Here is a 15,167-nt window from a genome sequence, read left to right as displayed (position 1 = left end):
GAGTCCCGAGCCTCCTAGACCAGGCGCGCCCAGCGCTTCTTGCCCGCCTGTACGTAGCAGCCCGCCTCGAAGAGCTCGGGGGCCACGTTGTAGTCCTTGGGGGCAATGGGCTGCCCGGCGACCTTGACGCCACCGCCGTCGATGAGGCGACGCGCCTCTCCCGCAGACTTGGCGATCCCGAGGTCGACGAGCAACTTGGCCAGGTAGACCCTGCCCTCGTCGTTGGGCTGGACCAGCGAGAGGGGGAACTCGGGGGTATCCTCGGGCGCCTCGTTCTTCTTGAACTGCGCGTCGAAGGCGGCCTCGGCGGACGCTCCCGCGCCCTCGCCGTGGTAGAGGTCAACGATGTTGCGACCCAGGGCGCGCTTGAGCTGGTAGGGATCGGCGCTGCCATCCGCGAAGGAGGCGTCGATGGCGTCGATCTCGTCCACCGTGAGCGTGGAGCACAGGCGGTAGTAGCGCGGGACCATCTCGTCGGTGATGCTCATGACCTTGCCGAACATGTCTGCGGGCTCGTCGGTGAGGCCGACGTAGTTGTGATAGCTCTTGGACATCTTCTTGACGCCGTCCGTGCCCTCGAGCAGGGGCATGGTGAGGGCTACCTGGGGCTCCATGCCCATGGCGCGCATGAGGTCGCGGCCGGCGAGGAGGTTGAAGATCTGGTCGTTGCCGCCCATCTCGAGGTCGGCCTTGATGACCACGGAGTCGTACGCCTGGAGCACGGGGTAGATGAACTCGTGCAGGGCGATGGGCTGACCGCCCGCGTAGCGCTTGTGGAAGTCCTCGCGCTCGAGGATGCGCGCCACGTTGAACTGGCTCATGAGCTTGAGCATCTGGGCAAGGTCGAGGGGCTTGAGCCAGTCGCCGTTATGGACGATGGTCGTCCTCTCGGGGTCCAGGATCTTCATTGCCTGCTCGACGTAGGTCCTGGCGTTCGCCTCGACCTGCTCCTCAGTGAGGGGCGGCCTGGTGCTGTCGCGGCCCGAGGGGTCGCCGATGAGCGCCGTGCCGTTGCCGATGATGAGGGTGACCTTGTGGCCGAGGTCCTGGAACTGGCGCATCTTGCGCAGGGGGACGGCATGCCCCAGGTGAAGGTCGGGGCTGGTGGGGTCGACGCCCAGCTTGATGTTGAGGGGCGTGCCCTTCTCGAGCTTCACCTTGAGCTCGTCCAGGGGGACGATCTGCATGGTTCCGGACGTGATGACCTTGAGCTGCTCTTCGACAGAAAGCAACGAACTTACCTCCATGGGTGGTCGGATGGACGTGCGCGCGATGGCACGCGGCCTTGGATTCTACTCCTGGGCCAGGGGGGTGGTGCGCACGGCAAGCGGCGCGGTCGCCTTCGGGGAGACGGTGACCTTGTAGCTCAGCTGGACCGTCTGCTGGGCACCGACGTGCAGGGTGCCCGTCCAGGCGTCGAGGCCGTAGAGGGTGTGCTCGTCGAGGCTGCTGCCGTCAGAGACGATGAGGCCGTCGACGTGGCCGCCAGCTGGCCCCAGGACCAGCGGGATGGTGATCATGTCACCCACGCTCCGCTTGTCAGGGTTCTTTCCCGAGATGTACTCGGGCATGCCTGCGAACTCGTCCTCGCTGCCGTTGTTCGTCAGGGAGGTCACCACCTCGTAGGTCGTGCTGCCGTCGGGGTTTCGCACGCCCTCGCCCACGGTCGTCTCGCAGGAGAGGTACCAGTCGATCTTCGACCAGGTGTTGTCGTTGAGGTAGACCCCGAGGACGGGGGTGGCCTCGTCCTGTCCGATCCCCCCGGACATGCCCAGGCCGTCCATCGCCCGTTCCTCGTCCGCATCGGCCATCCAGACCTGAAGGCGATGGTCGTCGGCGGACTTCTCGATGACGTCGGAGAGCCTCTTCACGTCGACGTCGCCCAACCCCCCCAGGACCTTCTGGAAGGACAGGCCGGCGACCTCGGCGAAGAACGCGTCCTGGTAGTCGGGGTTGTCCGGGTAGCGCCAGTAGACGCCGTTCATGAGCTCTGCGGCGGCGTTGTCGCCGTTCACCTCGGTCCCGTCCGAGGCGACGACGCCACCCGTGAGCGAGAGCAGCCTCTGGAGGAAGACCGGGTCGATTCCCACCACGCCATCGACGCGGCTTCCCGTGTTGTCTTGGTACGCCTCGGCGAAGCGTGCGCCGGCGCGGGCGAAGTCGGGCGTGAAGTTGACGCCGCTGGGGTCGTCCACGCTGACCATGGGAAAGACCGCGCGCTCCTCGTCGCTCCAGTCGAAGGGGAAGTTCGCGGCGTGCTGGAGGGTGAGGGAGTCCCCCATCTGGATGACGCCGTCGGTGACGCTGAGCGTCGTCCATGAGCCGGCGAAGCCACCTGTGGCCCTCAGCTCGACGTTGTTCTGGGCGACGACGAGGTAGTTCCTCGTCTGGCCGTCGGCGCCGAGCATGGCGGGAAGCTGGGGCACGATGGCGTCCGCCTTGGCGAGGGCCTCGTCCGCCTTGCCCACCTTGGCCTGGACCTTGTCGAGGGCGGAGGCGAGCTGGGACAGGTGGGCCTTGGGCAGCCCAGCGATGGTCTGGACGCTGCGGCGGACGACGGGAGAGAGCTGCTGCTCGAGGGCGGCCAGCTCCTTGACCCTCTCGACGTTCACGGCACCATCGCTCACGAGCCCCTTGAGCTGAAGGGCATCGGGATTCGCGGCAAGCGGGGTGAGCGCGTTGTCCGAGAGGTCGACGAGCACGTTGGCGAGGCTCCGGACGCTCGAGACGTCACTGCCCACGACGGGAACGAGCGAGCCGGCGGCCCAGAGGAGGCCGGACGTCTCGTTCTGCATGCCGTGCGCCGCCCCGTTGACGTCGGCGGCGATGGACGAGAGCCTCTCCGCGTCGCCGTCCTTGAGCGCGGCCTTGAGCCCGTCCACGCTGCCCACGACCTGCTGGGCCTCGGCCTTCACCCTCTGGGCCGAGACGTAGAGGCGCCATCCTCCCACGGCCATGAGCGCCAGGAGGCAGACGACGGCGCAGACGACCACGACGGCCACGACATGGCTGGAGCCTGGCTCCCCTCCTTCCGGGCCCCCTTTGGGGCCATCTTCGCCCACACGGGCGAAGCCCCGTCCCATCGTCTGCTGGAGGTCGGAGAAATGCCTGGCCATGAGAGTCCAATCGCTCGCTCGGGATTCCTGGCGCCGCCGGCGGAGCTTCCGCGGACGCACGCACAGCTCTCTAGAGTCTCTCACACGCCAGGGCGTGCGGCAGGCCTGCCGGCGACATTCCAGCATCTGAGCATAAGGGGAGCCCGGGGCGTTGGCCCCCGGGCTCCCTGGTCGTCCGATCGTGCCGAGGGGCTAGGCGCCTGGGCCAAGCTCCGCCACGCGGTCCTTGGCGAGGGCCTCCACCTCCGCCCAGCTGGGCATGGTGTCCTGCCCGCCCACCTTCGTGGCGCAGAGCGCGCCGGCGGCGGAGCCATAGACCATGCCGCCCTTGAGCGTGCCGCCGAAGGCGAGGTGGGCGACGACCTCCCCGAGGTAGGCGTCCCCGGAGCCCGTGGAGTCGACCGCGTCCACCGGGAAGGGGTCGATGCGCACGAACTTGCCGTGGCTGAGCGCCACGGAGCCCTCGGAGCCCAGCGTGACGATGACGTCACGGGCGCCCTTGCCGGCGAAGAAGCGCAGCGCCTCCTTGGCCGACTCGTCGTCCTCGGGGCAGATCCCGCTGATGGCGGCGCACTCGGTGCGGTTGACGCAGAGGAGGTCGAGCTGGGGGTAGATCTCGTCGGGCAGCTCGCGGGCGGGCGATGCGTTGAGCACGGTGTAGAGCCCGTTGCGCTTCGCGCAGGATATCGCCTTCATGGTCACGTCGAAGTCGCACTCGAGCTGGGTCAGGAAGATGTTTCCGAGGCCGCGCAGGCCGTGGATGGCGGCCCGCACCTCCTCGTAGGTCATCTTCTCGTTGGCGCCGGCGTCCAGGATGACGTGGTTGTTGCCCTTGGTGCGCAGCACGACCGCGGTCGCCGTCGGCGCGCGCGTGGTGGCGCTCACGTTCATGCATACCACCCCGTGCATGGCCAGGGACGAGACGAGCTCGCGCCCGTTGGGGTCGTTGCCGACCTTGCCCACCATGAAGGTGTCCGCCCCCATGCGCGCGGAGGCGACGGCCTGGTTGCCCCCCTTGCCGCCGGGCACTGTCACGAAGCCGGACCCGCGCACGGTCTCCCCGAGCTCGGGAAGCCGGTCGCACTCGATGGACATGTCGGTGTTGAGGCTACCGAATACGACGACCTTCCTCATGCCGCACTTCCTCCCTGACGCCTGTTGGGTCTCGATGTCCCCAGAGAGCATGCGATCGAGCGTCGCGGCGTTGGCCCCAAGCTCCTCGCCATCATCCAGGGGCTCCAGCATACCATCCCCCGGGCCAGGCCTCCGTCACCCGTGGGCGAGGGGTCGGCCTCCGGAAGGCCAAGGGAAGGGGGCGCAGCCAGCAATCCAGAGACCGACGAGCGACGACAGGTGCGCTATGCCCGGTCGATCTCGGTTCGGCTGATGATCTCGTCCTGAACCTCCTCGCAGAGCTCGTTGAAGAAGGCGGAATAGCCCGCCACGCGCACGATGAGGTCGCGATGGCGCTCGGGGTGGGCCTTGGCGTCCCTCAGCTCGGCGTTGTCGACGCAGTTGAATTGCATCTGGGCGTTGCCGAGCAGGGACGCCGTCATGAGCAGAGCCACGACGGCCTTGCGGCCCTCGGGCTTGTCGATGAAGCCGGGCGAGAACTTGAAGTTGTGTGACATGCCCAGGCTCATCTCCTCGACGTTGATCTTGGAGACCGACTTTATGACGGCGGTGGGGCCCTTCTTGTCCATGCCCTGCGACGGGCTCATGCCGTCGGAGAGCGGAGCGTACGCCGCGCGGCCATCAGGTGTGGCACCGTCCATCTCGCCCAGCGGCGTGTTGAACGACTGGGAGAGCGTGCCGTGGATGTGGTAGGCGTACAGCGACTTGTGCGCGTTCATGCGCTGCTCGGTGTAGTCGACGATGTCCGCCGCGAAGTGGTCGGCGTAGTCGTCGTCATTGCCGTACTTGGGGGCTTCGACGCAGTCGCGCCTCACGTTCTCATAGCCCACCCAGTTGGCATCCATGGCGGCCTTGAGCTGAGGAAGCGTGTACTTGTGGTCGTCGAAGACGAGCTTCTTGACCGCAGCCATGCTGTCGGCATAGGTGCCGAGGCCGGCGAAGATGGTGCCGGGACCGGCATAGAGCACGGCTCCCCCGTCCATGACGTCCCTTCCCTTATCCATGCAGCCATCGACGAACAGCGACATGTACGGCGTCGGATTTACCTCGCGGTAGGTCTCCTCGACGATGTTGGAGGCGTTGCAGTTGACGTCGATGAGGTGGTCGAGCTGGGCCTTCACCGCATGCTCGAAGTCCTCGAAGCTCTTGAAGTCCTCGACCTCGCCGGTCGCGAGCCACTGTCGAGGTCCATAGCTGTTGAGCACGCCGTTGTGCAGCGCGAGGTCTATGCAGATGGGCCACTGCGTGAAGCCGCCCGAGGTCCACTGGTGCACGCGACCGCTCCTCTGGGGCTCGACGCAGCCCATGCAGCTGTAGTCGCGGGCGTCCTCGAAGTTGTAGCCCTTTCGCAGCATCATCTTCTCGTGAGCGTCGTCAAAGTGCACGGCGGGCATCCCGCCCCCCGCCCGTATCACGTCCACGATCTTCTCGAGGTAGCGCTGGGGCGAGAGGTTGTGCACGCGACAGGCAAGCGTCGGCTGGTACATGCGTACCTTGCGAACGGCCTCCATGATAAGGTAGGTGAGCTCGTTGGTAGCGTCTCCGCCGTGTCGGCCCACGCCACCGACGCACATGTTGATGAACGGCATGTAGCCGGCGAAGTACTTGGCGCTCGCACCAGGTGTGTACCAGATGACCTCGGAGCACTTGATCGTGAAGCAGGCGAAGAGTTCGAAGGCCCGCTCGCGCGAGAGCGCCCCGGACTCGACGTCGCGCGCGTAGTAGGGATAGAGGTACTGGTCGACGCGACCCAGGGAGGTGCTGCACTGGTTCGCCTCGAGCGAGAAGAGCGACTGCACCGTCCAGAGGGATTGCAGCGCCTCCCAGAAGTTGCTGGGAGGGTTGGCGGGCACCCTGCGGTTCACCTCTGCGATTCTGAGGAGCTCCTCCCTGCGGCTGGCGTCCTCGGCCTTCCCCGCGAGCTCCTCCGCATGGTCCGCCAGGCGCCCGGCGTACGCCTTCACCCCCTCGCAGGTCTCGATGGCCGCCTCGTAGTAGACCCGGCGCCCCTCGACGTCGTCGCTCTCGGCAGGGAGTCCCGCGAGGTGGCGTCGGGCCTCGGCCTCGATGCCGTCGATGCCCTTCTCGAAGAGGATGATGTCGAAGCCGGGGGCGGTGTCACCACCGCCGCTCGTCACGTGGTAGGTGACGTCCGTGATGCAGGCGTCGGCGGCATAGTCCCAAAAGCCCGCCGCGCGCAGCCGCTCCTCGCAGGCCTCGGCGAGCGACTTGCCCTTCCAGAACGGGAAGATGACCTCGCGGCAGGTCCTCTTGTCCTCCTCGCTCACGTAGTAGGGGTCCTGTGGCCTCGTGCCAATCTCGTCCAGCTCGTCGTCGAGCCACTCCCAGGCGATGTCGGGAGAGAGCGCCCCCGCGCGAGGCCTGCCGCAGGGGTGGCCCACGATGAGCTCGTCGTCCTGGATGAGGAGCGGCGCCGTCTCGCAGGCCTTGCGGAAGCTCCTCGCGATGCGCAGCTGGGGAGGGAGGTCGGGCTGCTCCATGGCGACGAGCGTGAAGGCCAGGGCGCGGTCTATGGTGATGCTGGGGCGCGCGTCCAGATACGCCGCCTTGAGCCTGGAGATGCGCTCGGAGGGGACGAAGCCCCCGAAGTCGAAGTGCGTGTCCATGTTCGTGGTCCCTCCTCGCGGAATGGAGCTTGCTCGTCACGGGCCGGCGCTATGCCCCCTGGGGCAGCGGGGCCCAGTCGCTCAGGCCCATGCGCTGGCGCTCCTTCGCCTCTTCGAGCGATATCCTGGGGTTGTCCTCCGCCAGGTACGCCCTGAGGGCGCCGACCCCCTCTCCCGTGCTGTTGTCCACGAGGAAGACCCTCTCGCATCCACAGTCGACCAGCCACTGTCGGACCATGGGGATGTTGGCGTTGGGGGCGTGGATCTTCGTGATGACGCCGATGAGGGGACGGTTGAGGAAGGCGTTCGCGTTGGGGGCGTGCACGGTGAACGGCTCGTTTGCAGCGATGAGGATGGCGACGACGTCAGACTCGAACGAGAAGCACGCCAGGCCGACGCCGGCCTGCTTGGACTCGGCGTACTCGCCTGGCGTGTCGATGGTCTCGCCGTCGGCATAGGTGTACTGCGTCTTGTGGTAATGCAGCTTCTCGCCGCGAAGCGCCTGGGTGAGGGAGGTCTTCCCCGCCTCGCTGCGGCCCATCAGGAACAGCCTCTTCACCTCTCCCCCTCCCTACCTGCGCGTCATCTTGCACACGTGGAAGTCGAGCACGTGCGCGAAGTAGTCGAGTACCTCCCGCTCGGCGCTCTCGACCTCGGAGATCTGGCCCGTGAGGATGAGCGACCCGTTGAAGCGGTCCATGAAGCCGATGCCCACCGAGCCGTGCTTCACCGCGATGTCCGCGGCCACCACCACGGATTCCCAGGGGGTGAAGCGCATGAAGCCCAGCGCCTCCCCGGCGTGGTCCTCCCCCTCGTGCACCCCGATGTCGAGACCCAGGGTCGTGCACACCGGCTCGCGGGAACTCCCCATCACATGCGCGAGGTCTATCTCGCGACCGGGCACCCTCACACGGGTGATGCGCAGTTCACCTCGCTCGTCGCGACGCAGCCTCCCGCCAAAGAGCTGGTCGAAGAACTCCTTGCGCGTGACCCTCTCGCCCACGGCACCCCCTAGCGCTTCGTGACCCGGCAGGTGACGTAGCCCAGGGTGTCGTGGAAGAACTCCACGACCCGGGCGATGGCGCAGGTGACGTCCGCTATCTCGCCGGTGATGATCATGGTCCCCGTGAAACGGTCGGCGAACCCCAGGTAGACGTCGGCACTCTTTATCGCGATGTCGGACGCGATGACCGCGGACTCCGGCGGGGTGATGTTCATGATCCCAAGCGCGCTCGAGCCGTAGTCCACCGAGGGGTTGAGCCCCAGCTTCGTGTAGATGATGGGCTCGGGCCCGCCGATCACGTGGGCGAGGGTGATCTCCTTGCCCGAGACGGTCTCTTGTACGACGCGTATCTGTCCCTGGCCGTCGTCCACGCTCGCGACCTCCAATCACATGCGAACTGCCTTGCCTCGCTACCGTCCTAAGGGCTCACTCGCTGTCAGTGTCAAGCGGTGGTCCGGCGGGCGGGATGCGACGCCTTCCCAGCGGGCGGATGCACCTGGCCTCGCCGTGCTGGCGCGAGGCCAGGGCCGGACGTCCCTACCCCCGCCAGGCGTCGCGGTAGAGGTTCACGAGGTCCTGCTTGGAGACGGGGCGCGGGTTCGTGGGGGTGCAGCGGTCGTTTGCCGCCGCCTCGGCCATCTCGCCCACGTGGGCCTCGAAGCTCGCGGCGTCGATGCCGTCCAGCTCCGAGAGGCTCCCCTCGACGCCCAGGGCGCGGCGCAGGTCGAGGACGCGCCGCAGCAGCTCGTCCGCGTCCGCCATGCCCAGCTCGCCCGCGAGGCGCTCGTAGGGCTCGCGGTACTTCGTCTCCGCCATGTGGAAGCGCATGACGTAGGGAAGGAGGATGGCGTTGAGCCTGCCATGGGCGACGTGGAAGCGGCCGCCCAGCGCATGGGCGAGGCTGTGGTTGATGCCCAGGCCCGCGTTGGTGAAGGCGATGCCCGCCACGCAGGACGCCTCTGCCATGCGGCCGCGCGCCCTCATGGCGTCCCCGTCACGGAACACCACGGGGAGGTCCTCGAACACGATGCGAAGCGCCTTGGTCGCCATGGCGTCGGTGAAGGTGGTGGCGGCGTTGCTCACGTACGCCTCGAGAGCGTGGGTAAGCACGTCAAGTCCCGTGTCGGCAGTGATCTTGGGCGGGACAGAGCGGGTGAAGCCCGCGTCGAGGAGCGCCCCGTCGGGCATGAGGGCGTCATCGATGAGCGCCACCTTGGTGGACCCGCGGGTGATGACCGCGAAGTTGGTGACCTCGGATCCGGTGCCCGCCGTGGTGGGGATGGCGAGGAAGTACGGGCGCTCGAGGCCCTGCTCCGCCGCGAAGTAGAGGATGGCCTTGGAGGCGTCGATGCACGAGCCGCCACCAAAGGCGATCACGAGGTCGGGCCTGACGTCGAAGATCATCCTCACGCCGGCGTCGACCAGCTCCTGGCTGGGGTCGGGCTTGACGTTCGAGTACACGTGGACCTGCGAGCCCACAGGGAGGTGCTGCGTCATCTTGTCCACCATGCCGGACTCCTGGAGGAAGCCGTCGGTGATCACGAGGACGTTGGCGCGGGAGAGGGACTGCAGGTGCTCGACGGCGCGCGCGCCGAAGAACAGCTTGGTCTTGAGGTAGAACTCGTTCATCGTTACTCCGTTTCGGTTGGCAGAAGGACCTCGGTCACGAAGAGGTCGGGGTTGGAGGTGGTCCAGAAGTCGGTCACGAAGCGCTCGTAGGCCATGCCGCAGGGACGGTAGCCGCTCTCTTGGGCGAACTGGAGCACGCGCCGGTAGGTGCTGCCCATGTCCTCGAAGGCCCCGATGTGGTAGGCGGAGAGGTACATGCGCGCAGGCAGCGACGCGCTCGTCTCGCCCGAGATGGGGTGCATGGGCTTCTGGAGGAGCCTCACGTCGCACTCCCTGCCCTCGGACGCGGCGCGCACGGCGTCGTCCACCGAGTCGAACCCCAGGATGACGGGACCCGTGATGACGTTCTTCACGTCGCTCACGAAGGAGGCGAAGTCGAGGCTCACGATGGCGTCGGCGAAGCTGCCGGAGAAGCGCGAGGGAAGGCAGAGGAGCTCGCAGGAGGAGAGGAACTTCACGCTCACGGCGCTGGGACGCACCCTCAGGACGGTGTTCGCCTCCTCGACGAGCTCCGCCCAGTCGACGATGGCCTCGCGCCTCTCGGACAGCCTGCGCGCCTCGTCCTCGCAGATCTCCAGATGCCTGCCGAGGAGCTTGCGCGCCTCGAGGAGGTTCGAGTGACGCTGCATGGAGGCTATCTCGTCGAGCGAGAAGCCCATCATCTTCAGGTAGTTGATCACCGGGATCTTGAGCATGGTCTGCCGGCTGTAGTACCGGTAGCCGTTCTCGCCCACGACGTCGGGCTCCATGAGTCCGAGCTCGTCGTAGTGGCGCAGCATGCGCTGGGAGAGTCCTCCCATCCTGCTGACCTCGCCAATCTGGTACAGGCGGTCGTCCCCGCCGCCCTGCTTGCGTGAGCTCACTCAATCACCTCCGTTGCGTCGTGGAGCCTTCCTGAGAGCACGTAGCTCCGTGCAATCGGGTTAGTGTGCCCAAGTTGGCGACGGAGCGCGTCCCTCAGTGCGAAGATCGTGCCAAGGGAGTACGAGCAGACCTCCGCCTCGAGGTAGTCGAGAGCCGAGACGTGGCCTGCGGAGGACTCGTCCGGACGGGCGTGCCCGTGCGAGACGGGAAGCGCGGCGGCGGCCTCCTCGAGTGCGGGGACGAGCAGGCGGCGCAGCTGCCTCAGGGCCTCCGACTTGACGGGAGAGGGCGGGGCGAGGAGGGAGGACCACTCCCTGCCGAACGCCTCGGGGTCGGTCACCGCCATCATGCGGGCGTACTTCTCGCGCACGACGTTCCTCCCCTCCAGCTCCGCCCGCTCGAGCTCCCCCAGCACCCGGGGGACGATCTCGTGCGGGAAGGCGAGGTACTGCGCGCAGCGGTACGAGAAGAAGGAGCGCAGGTCATCCTGGCAGCTCGCGCGGCCGCCGGCATTCCTCACGCCGTCGAACAGCTCCCACTCGAGGCACACGACGCGCTCGAGCGTCTCCCTGGCGGCGGCGTCGAGCCCCTCGCCCTCGAGCAGCCCGACGACCGCCGGAGCGGAGAACAGCCCCCTCATCCCCCTCCTGCGCCCAAGGCGCCTCCCGTAGGAGCCGCAGAGGCCCTCGGCGCCATGGCGGTCACCTGCCATCAGCGATACGCCCCCTCGTTGAGCGGCCTCGTCCTGAGGTAGTCGTTCGGGATCGCCTGCCACATGGACGTGGCGGCATCGAGCAGGAAGTTGGACTCCGTCGTCGTCCAGCCGAGCGCCAGCGCGACCCCCAGCACCACGGAGCAGAGCCGCTCCACGTCGTCCAGGGAGACCCGTTCGACGGGGGCGGACGCGATGCCCTCCACCAGGCCGCAGACCGGGGCGGGAGCCTGTGCCCTCTGCGAGAGCGAGCGGAACGACCACTTGTAGAACGGCATGTAGCGGCGCGAGAGCAGGTGCAGCGCCGCCATGGAGGCCATAAGGAACTCCGTGCGGGCGGCGTCGGCCGCCACGAGCTCCCCGCGCCGGAGGCAGCGCCCGAGGTTGTACTGCCCCGCCTGCGCCATGACCGCCATGTCGGCGGCGAGCTTCTTCCGCAGGACCTCGTCGGGATAGAACGCCTCGAGCGCCCGGCGCACCCCCGTGAACTGCCCGCTGGGATCGCAGAAGACCTCGCCGCAGGTGACGGTGGCAAGGAGCTGCTCGGGGATGCGCAGCCACTCGGAGACGCTCTGGGGTGCCCTCTCGAGGCCTATGAAGCCACGATAGAAGGCCTCCGTCTCGAACACGCCCACCCTCTGGCCCGCAAGCGGGGTCGCGACCCTGCGCACGCCCATGAACTCCTTGGGCAGGGCCTCGTAGCGGCGCGCGAGCTCCTCTCCCCACTCCGCGTAGAGGTCGCGGGGAACCCACACGCAGAAGCCGGGGCCGAAGTCGTGGTCGCAAGACAGCCCGTCGTCGAAGCCCAGGCACTCGGACCCCGGCCCGACGAGGCCGAAGGCCAGCCGTCGCTCGACGGAGTACGGCAGGCCCGCCACGAAGGCGGGCTCGAAGCTCCCGAAGTAGCGCCGTGCCAGCTCCAGGCCCCTCATGCGCTTCACCGTCCCTCCGTCGTCCGTCCTTGCCCCGCTCGGGAGGCGAGCCCCTCCATGCGCCGCGACTCGCGCTCGAGCGTTCGCAGGTTGGGGGAGTCGCCCCCTATCTTGTCGCGCAGGAGGTCGGCTGCCTGCCGCAGCAGCACGGCCGCCTGCGCGTAGCGCCCCCTCAGGTACGAGATTCGGGCCGCCGTGGCGAGCGCGTGCGGCCTGTGCACGTCCCTGCCGCCCGTGAGCGTGCGGTACGCCCGCAGCGCGGGCGAGAGGACCTCTTCCGCCTCGTCCAGCCTCCCCTCGTCCACCAGGACCTGGGCGAGGTTGATGGCGTTCGTGGCCCGCCTGCCCTCGGACCCGGGGACCTGCTCGAGCAGCCTCCCCGCCCTTCTCAGCTCCGAGCGCGCCCGTTCGAGGCGTCCCAGGCTCCGATACGCCGAGCTGCGGTTGTTGCAGATGGCGCTCAGCTCGAGCGGGTGCTCCCCTGCGCTCCCCAGGAGCGACTCCGCGCGGTCGAAGGCGTCGACCGCCGCGATGCCTCGCCCCTGGGCAACGTAGACGTCACCAAGGTTGATGAGGGCGTTCGCCCGCGAGCACGCGTCCGCCCCCAGGCGGTCCAGGGCGTCCAGGACCTCGCCGTAGAGCCCTTCGGCCTCGTCGAGCTCGCCGCGCAGGCGCAGGACGCTCCCCAGCTCGCTGGCCGACGCCGCCTCGAGGGCATCGTCATCGGCGAGCCGGGAGCGCCTCAGCGCCTCGCGGAGGAAGCCCGCGACGTCCGAGCCCGGCTCGCCATACAGGCGGTCGAGCTCGGAGTAGAAGGCCGACGGCTCCAAGGCCCTAGGCGTTCAGGTGAGGGACGATGAGCTCGACGTCCGCATGCGGGCGCGGGATGACGTGCACGGCGCGCAGCTCCCCCACGCGCTCGGCGGCAGCCGCCCCCGCGTCCGTGGCCGCCTTCACGGCGGCGACGTCGCCGCGCACGAAGGTCGTCACGATCCCGGCGCCGACGTTCTCCTTGCCCACGAGGGTGACCTCGGCGGCCTTGACCATGGCGTCAGAGGCCTCGACCGCGCCGACGCAGCCCACGGTCTCGACCATTCCCAGTGCCTCGTTCATAGTTCAGCTCCTTGCCTTGGCGGTGGCTGCCAGCGCCACCGACAGCTTTGCCTGGCTACTCCCCGCGGAATGCCGCGACGAGCTCGTTGACCATCTTCTTGAGCTCCTCGGCGTCGATCGCGTCGCTCGGAGCCTGGGGCTGCGCCTGGGCGGGGGCGCTGCCGCATCCGTTGCAGCCCACGGAGTAGCTGATGCCGCTCGTGCCATGGCCCACGGGCATCTCGATGCCCGTCTCGTGGGTCTCGGGGACGGCCACGCTCCCGGAGTGCTCGCAGACTGCACCGGCCTGGCCGCAGGGAGCGCAACCGTACTGCGCGGCCAGCTCGGGGTGCCACTTGGCGAAGGTCTCGTCGGCGGCCGCCACCTGGTCGGGCTCGACGGTGCCGTTGGCGATGCGCTTGATGTTGATGAGGTGCTGGGGTCCCACGTTCTCGGAGACCGAGCTTCCGCCCCAGGTGCCGCAGCCCAGGGTCAGGGCGACCTCGAGACCGGTGGAGAGGCCCGTCCCGCCCTGGGTTCCGCCGGTGTTGATGAGGATGCGCGAGGCGGGCTTCACCGAGAACTTCCGGACGATCTCCTTGTCCTCGGTGTGGATGTTCATCGTGTGGCCGATGCCGTTCTGGAGCAGCGCGATGGAGAGGTCGCAGGCCTCATGCCAGTCGGCGACGGTGTAGAAGGCGAGGACGGTGGTGAGCTTCTCGAACGAGAGGGGCCACTCGTCGCCCACGCCGTACTGCTCCCCGATGAGGACCTTGGTGTCGGCGGGCACGTGGATTCCGGCGGCCTGGGCGATGTCGAGCGCGCAGTGGCCCACGAACTTGGGGCTCATGGAGTGGCCGTTGCGGAAGAGGATGGCGCAGACCTTCTTGCACTCCTCCTCGCTCATGAAGTAGCCGCCCTGCCTCTTGAACTCAGAGACCACCTCGTCGTGGTTCACCGTCTCGCAGATGACGCTCTGCTCCGAGGCGCAGATGGTGCCGTTGTCGAAGGTCTTGGACGCCATGATCTGGCGCACTGCCTGGCGGACGTTGGCCGTACGCTCGATGTATGAGGGAGAGTTGCCCGCCCCGACGCCGAGGGCCGGCTTGCCAGAGCTGTAGGCGGCCTTCACCATGCCGGGGCCGCCCGTGGCGATGATCATCTTGACCTCGGGGGCGTGCATGAGCTCGTTGGTCGCGGCGATGGTGGCAAGCGAGACGCCCTGGATGATGTTCTCCGGCGCGCCCGCGGCGACGGCCGCGTCGCACATGAGCCTGATGGCGAGGTTGGTGCACTTGGCAGCCTTGGGGTGGGGCGAGAAGACGATGGCGTTGCGCGACTTGAGCGCGATCAGGGACTTGTAGAGGACCGTGGAGGTGGGATTGGTCGAGGGGACGATGCCCATGACCAGACCCACGGGCTCGGCGATGGTGATGACTTGGCTCTTCTCGTCCACGTCGATGACGCCGATGGTCTTCTTGTCCTTGATCTGCTCGTAGAGCAGGCCGGACGCCATGTGGTTCTTGTAGATCTTGTCATGCACGTTGCCGAAGGTCGTCTCCTCGACGGCCATCTTCGCGAGCTGCTCCGCGTTCTTCTCCGCGACCTCGACCATGGCGCGGAGGATGCGGCCGATCTGCTCGACGCTGTAGTTGGCGATCTGGTTCGCGGCGACCTGGCCCTTGCGGGCGAGGTCACGCGCGGCCTGGATGCTCTGGAGGTCGTAGTCGAATTCCTGCATCATGTCTCTTTCCGACTAGCTGATGGGATGGACGGTGGGGTCCCTGCTACTCCGCGGAGGGCAGGATGGACTCGACCATGCCGTCCGGGCGGGGGATCACGTGGACGGAGAGGAGCTCCCCCACGCGCTGGGCCGCCGCCGCGCCGGCGTCGGTCGCGGCCTTGACCGCCCCCACGTCGCCGCGGACGAAGACGGTCACGAGGCCGCCCCCCACGCGCTCCTTGCCGACGAGGCGGACGTTCGCCGCCTTGACCATGGCGTCGGCGGCCTCCACGGCCCCGACCATCCCCTTGGTCTCGATCATGCCCAGTGCCTCA

Annotated in this window: 15 protein-coding genes; all 15 read right to left on the bottom strand. The window is 67.9% G+C overall.

Annotated elements, in window-relative coordinates; translation table 11 throughout:
- Nucleotides 1-14 precede the first annotated feature (14 nt).
- The gene (tyrS, locus tag ACMPH2_RS00075; protein WP_062531406.1) at nt 15-1,232 is read right to left on the bottom strand and encodes a tyrosine--tRNA ligase; all 1,218 of its coding nucleotides are present in this window, start codon (nt 1,230-1,232) and stop codon (nt 15-17) included.
- 60 nt (nt 1,233-1,292) lie between these two features.
- A complete protein-coding gene (locus ACMPH2_RS00070; RefSeq protein ID WP_129583169.1) occupies nt 1,293-3,116 on the bottom strand; it encodes a DUF4012 domain-containing protein in 1,824 nt (607 codons plus the stop codon).
- Nucleotides 3,117-3,308: 192 nt separating this feature from the next.
- Complete coding sequence (locus ACMPH2_RS00065; RefSeq protein ID WP_062531408.1) at nt 3,309-4,361, bottom strand: ribokinase; 1,053 nt, start codon at nt 4,359-4,361, stop codon at nt 3,309-3,311.
- A gap of 113 nt (nt 4,362-4,474) precedes the next feature.
- The gene (cutC, locus tag ACMPH2_RS00060) at nt 4,475-6,877 is read right to left on the bottom strand and encodes a choline trimethylamine-lyase (protein WP_417118291.1); all 2,403 of its coding nucleotides are present in this window, start codon (nt 6,875-6,877) and stop codon (nt 4,475-4,477) included.
- Nucleotides 6,878-6,926: 49 nt separating this feature from the next.
- Complete coding sequence (locus ACMPH2_RS00055) at nt 6,927-7,436, bottom strand: EutP/PduV family microcompartment system protein (RefSeq protein ID WP_062531410.1); 510 nt, start codon at nt 7,434-7,436, stop codon at nt 6,927-6,929.
- 12 nt (nt 7,437-7,448) lie between these two features.
- Nucleotides 7,449-7,880, bottom strand: coding sequence for a BMC domain-containing protein (locus ACMPH2_RS00050; protein WP_062531411.1), 432 nt, complete (start codon nt 7,878-7,880; stop codon nt 7,449-7,451).
- A gap of 8 nt (nt 7,881-7,888) precedes the next feature.
- Nucleotides 7,889-8,251 carry a BMC domain-containing protein gene (locus tag ACMPH2_RS00045; RefSeq protein WP_062531444.1) on the bottom strand — a complete coding sequence of 121 codons (363 nt, stop codon included), beginning with the start codon at nt 8,249-8,251 and terminating at the stop codon, nt 7,889-7,891.
- Between the two features lie 166 nt (nt 8,252-8,417).
- Nucleotides 8,418-9,509: a 1-propanol dehydrogenase PduQ gene (locus ACMPH2_RS00040; RefSeq protein WP_062531412.1), complete on the bottom strand. Its 1,092-nt coding sequence runs from the start codon at nt 9,507-9,509 to the stop codon at nt 8,418-8,420.
- Nucleotides 9,510-9,511: 2 nt separating this feature from the next.
- Complete coding sequence (locus ACMPH2_RS00035) at nt 9,512-10,372, bottom strand: MerR family transcriptional regulator (RefSeq protein ID WP_417118290.1); 861 nt, start codon at nt 10,370-10,372, stop codon at nt 9,512-9,514.
- Nucleotides 10,369-11,085, bottom strand: a complete 717-nt coding sequence (locus ACMPH2_RS00030; RefSeq protein WP_062531414.1) for a DUF4125 family protein — start codon at nt 11,083-11,085, stop codon at nt 10,369-10,371. The genes ACMPH2_RS00035 and ACMPH2_RS00030 overlap by 4 nt, the downstream gene beginning before the upstream one ends.
- Nucleotides 11,085-12,017 (bottom strand): DUF4037 domain-containing protein, encoded by a 933-nt coding sequence (locus ACMPH2_RS00025; RefSeq protein ID WP_062531445.1) that lies wholly within the window; start codon nt 12,015-12,017, stop codon nt 11,085-11,087. Before ACMPH2_RS00025 ends, ACMPH2_RS00030 begins: the two co-directional genes overlap by 1 nt.
- A gap of 5 nt (nt 12,018-12,022) precedes the next feature.
- Nucleotides 12,023-12,847, bottom strand: a complete 825-nt coding sequence (locus tag ACMPH2_RS00020) for a tetratricopeptide repeat protein (RefSeq protein WP_062531415.1) — start codon at nt 12,845-12,847, stop codon at nt 12,023-12,025.
- A 4-nt stretch (nt 12,848-12,851) separates the two neighbouring features.
- On the bottom strand, nt 12,852-13,130 hold the full coding sequence (locus tag ACMPH2_RS00015) for a BMC domain-containing protein (protein ID WP_062531416.1): 279 nt from the start codon (nt 13,128-13,130) through the stop codon (nt 12,852-12,854).
- A 55-nt stretch (nt 13,131-13,185) separates the two neighbouring features.
- Complete coding sequence (locus tag ACMPH2_RS00010; RefSeq protein WP_231782273.1) at nt 13,186-14,853, bottom strand: acetaldehyde dehydrogenase (acetylating); 1,668 nt, start codon at nt 14,851-14,853, stop codon at nt 13,186-13,188.
- A gap of 43 nt (nt 14,854-14,896) precedes the next feature.
- On the bottom strand, nt 14,897-15,167 hold a 271-nt coding region (locus ACMPH2_RS00005; RefSeq protein ID WP_417118289.1), incomplete at its 5' end, for a BMC domain-containing protein.

The organism is Olsenella phocaeensis (assembly GCF_048189965.1).
Classification (GTDB): domain Bacteria; phylum Actinomycetota; class Coriobacteriia; order Coriobacteriales; family Atopobiaceae; genus Olsenella_I; species Olsenella_I phocaeensis.
This window is presented reverse-complemented; position numbering and strand designations above follow the sequence as displayed.

Excerpts from the sequence above, each read along its gene's own strand:
- ACMPH2_RS00070 (WP_129583169.1), bottom strand. The coding sequence starts at position 3,116 with ATGGCCAGGCATTTCTCCGACCTCCAGCAGACGATGGGACGGGGCTTC.
- ACMPH2_RS00065 (WP_062531408.1), bottom strand. The coding sequence starts at position 4,361 with ATGCTGGAGCCCCTGGATGATGGCGAGGAGCTTGGGGCCAACGCCGCG.
- cutC (WP_417118291.1), bottom strand. The coding sequence starts at position 6,877 with ATGGACACGCACTTCGACTTCGGGGGCTTCGTCCCCTCCGAGCGCATC.
- ACMPH2_RS00040 (WP_062531412.1), bottom strand. The coding sequence starts at position 9,509 with ATGAACGAGTTCTACCTCAAGACCAAGCTGTTCTTCGGCGCGCGCGCC.
- ACMPH2_RS00030 (WP_062531414.1), bottom strand. The coding sequence starts at position 11,085 with ATGGCAGGTGACCGCCATGGCGCCGAGGGCCTCTGCGGCTCCTACGGG.
- ACMPH2_RS00025 (WP_062531445.1), bottom strand. The coding sequence starts at position 12,017 with ATGAGGGGCCTGGAGCTGGCACGGCGCTACTTCGGGAGCTTCGAGCCC.
- ACMPH2_RS00015 (WP_062531416.1), bottom strand. The coding sequence starts at position 13,130 with ATGAACGAGGCACTGGGAATGGTCGAGACCGTGGGCTGCGTCGGCGCG.
- ACMPH2_RS00010 (WP_231782273.1), bottom strand. The coding sequence starts at position 14,853 with ATGATGCAGGAATTCGACTACGACCTCCAGAGCATCCAGGCCGCGCGT.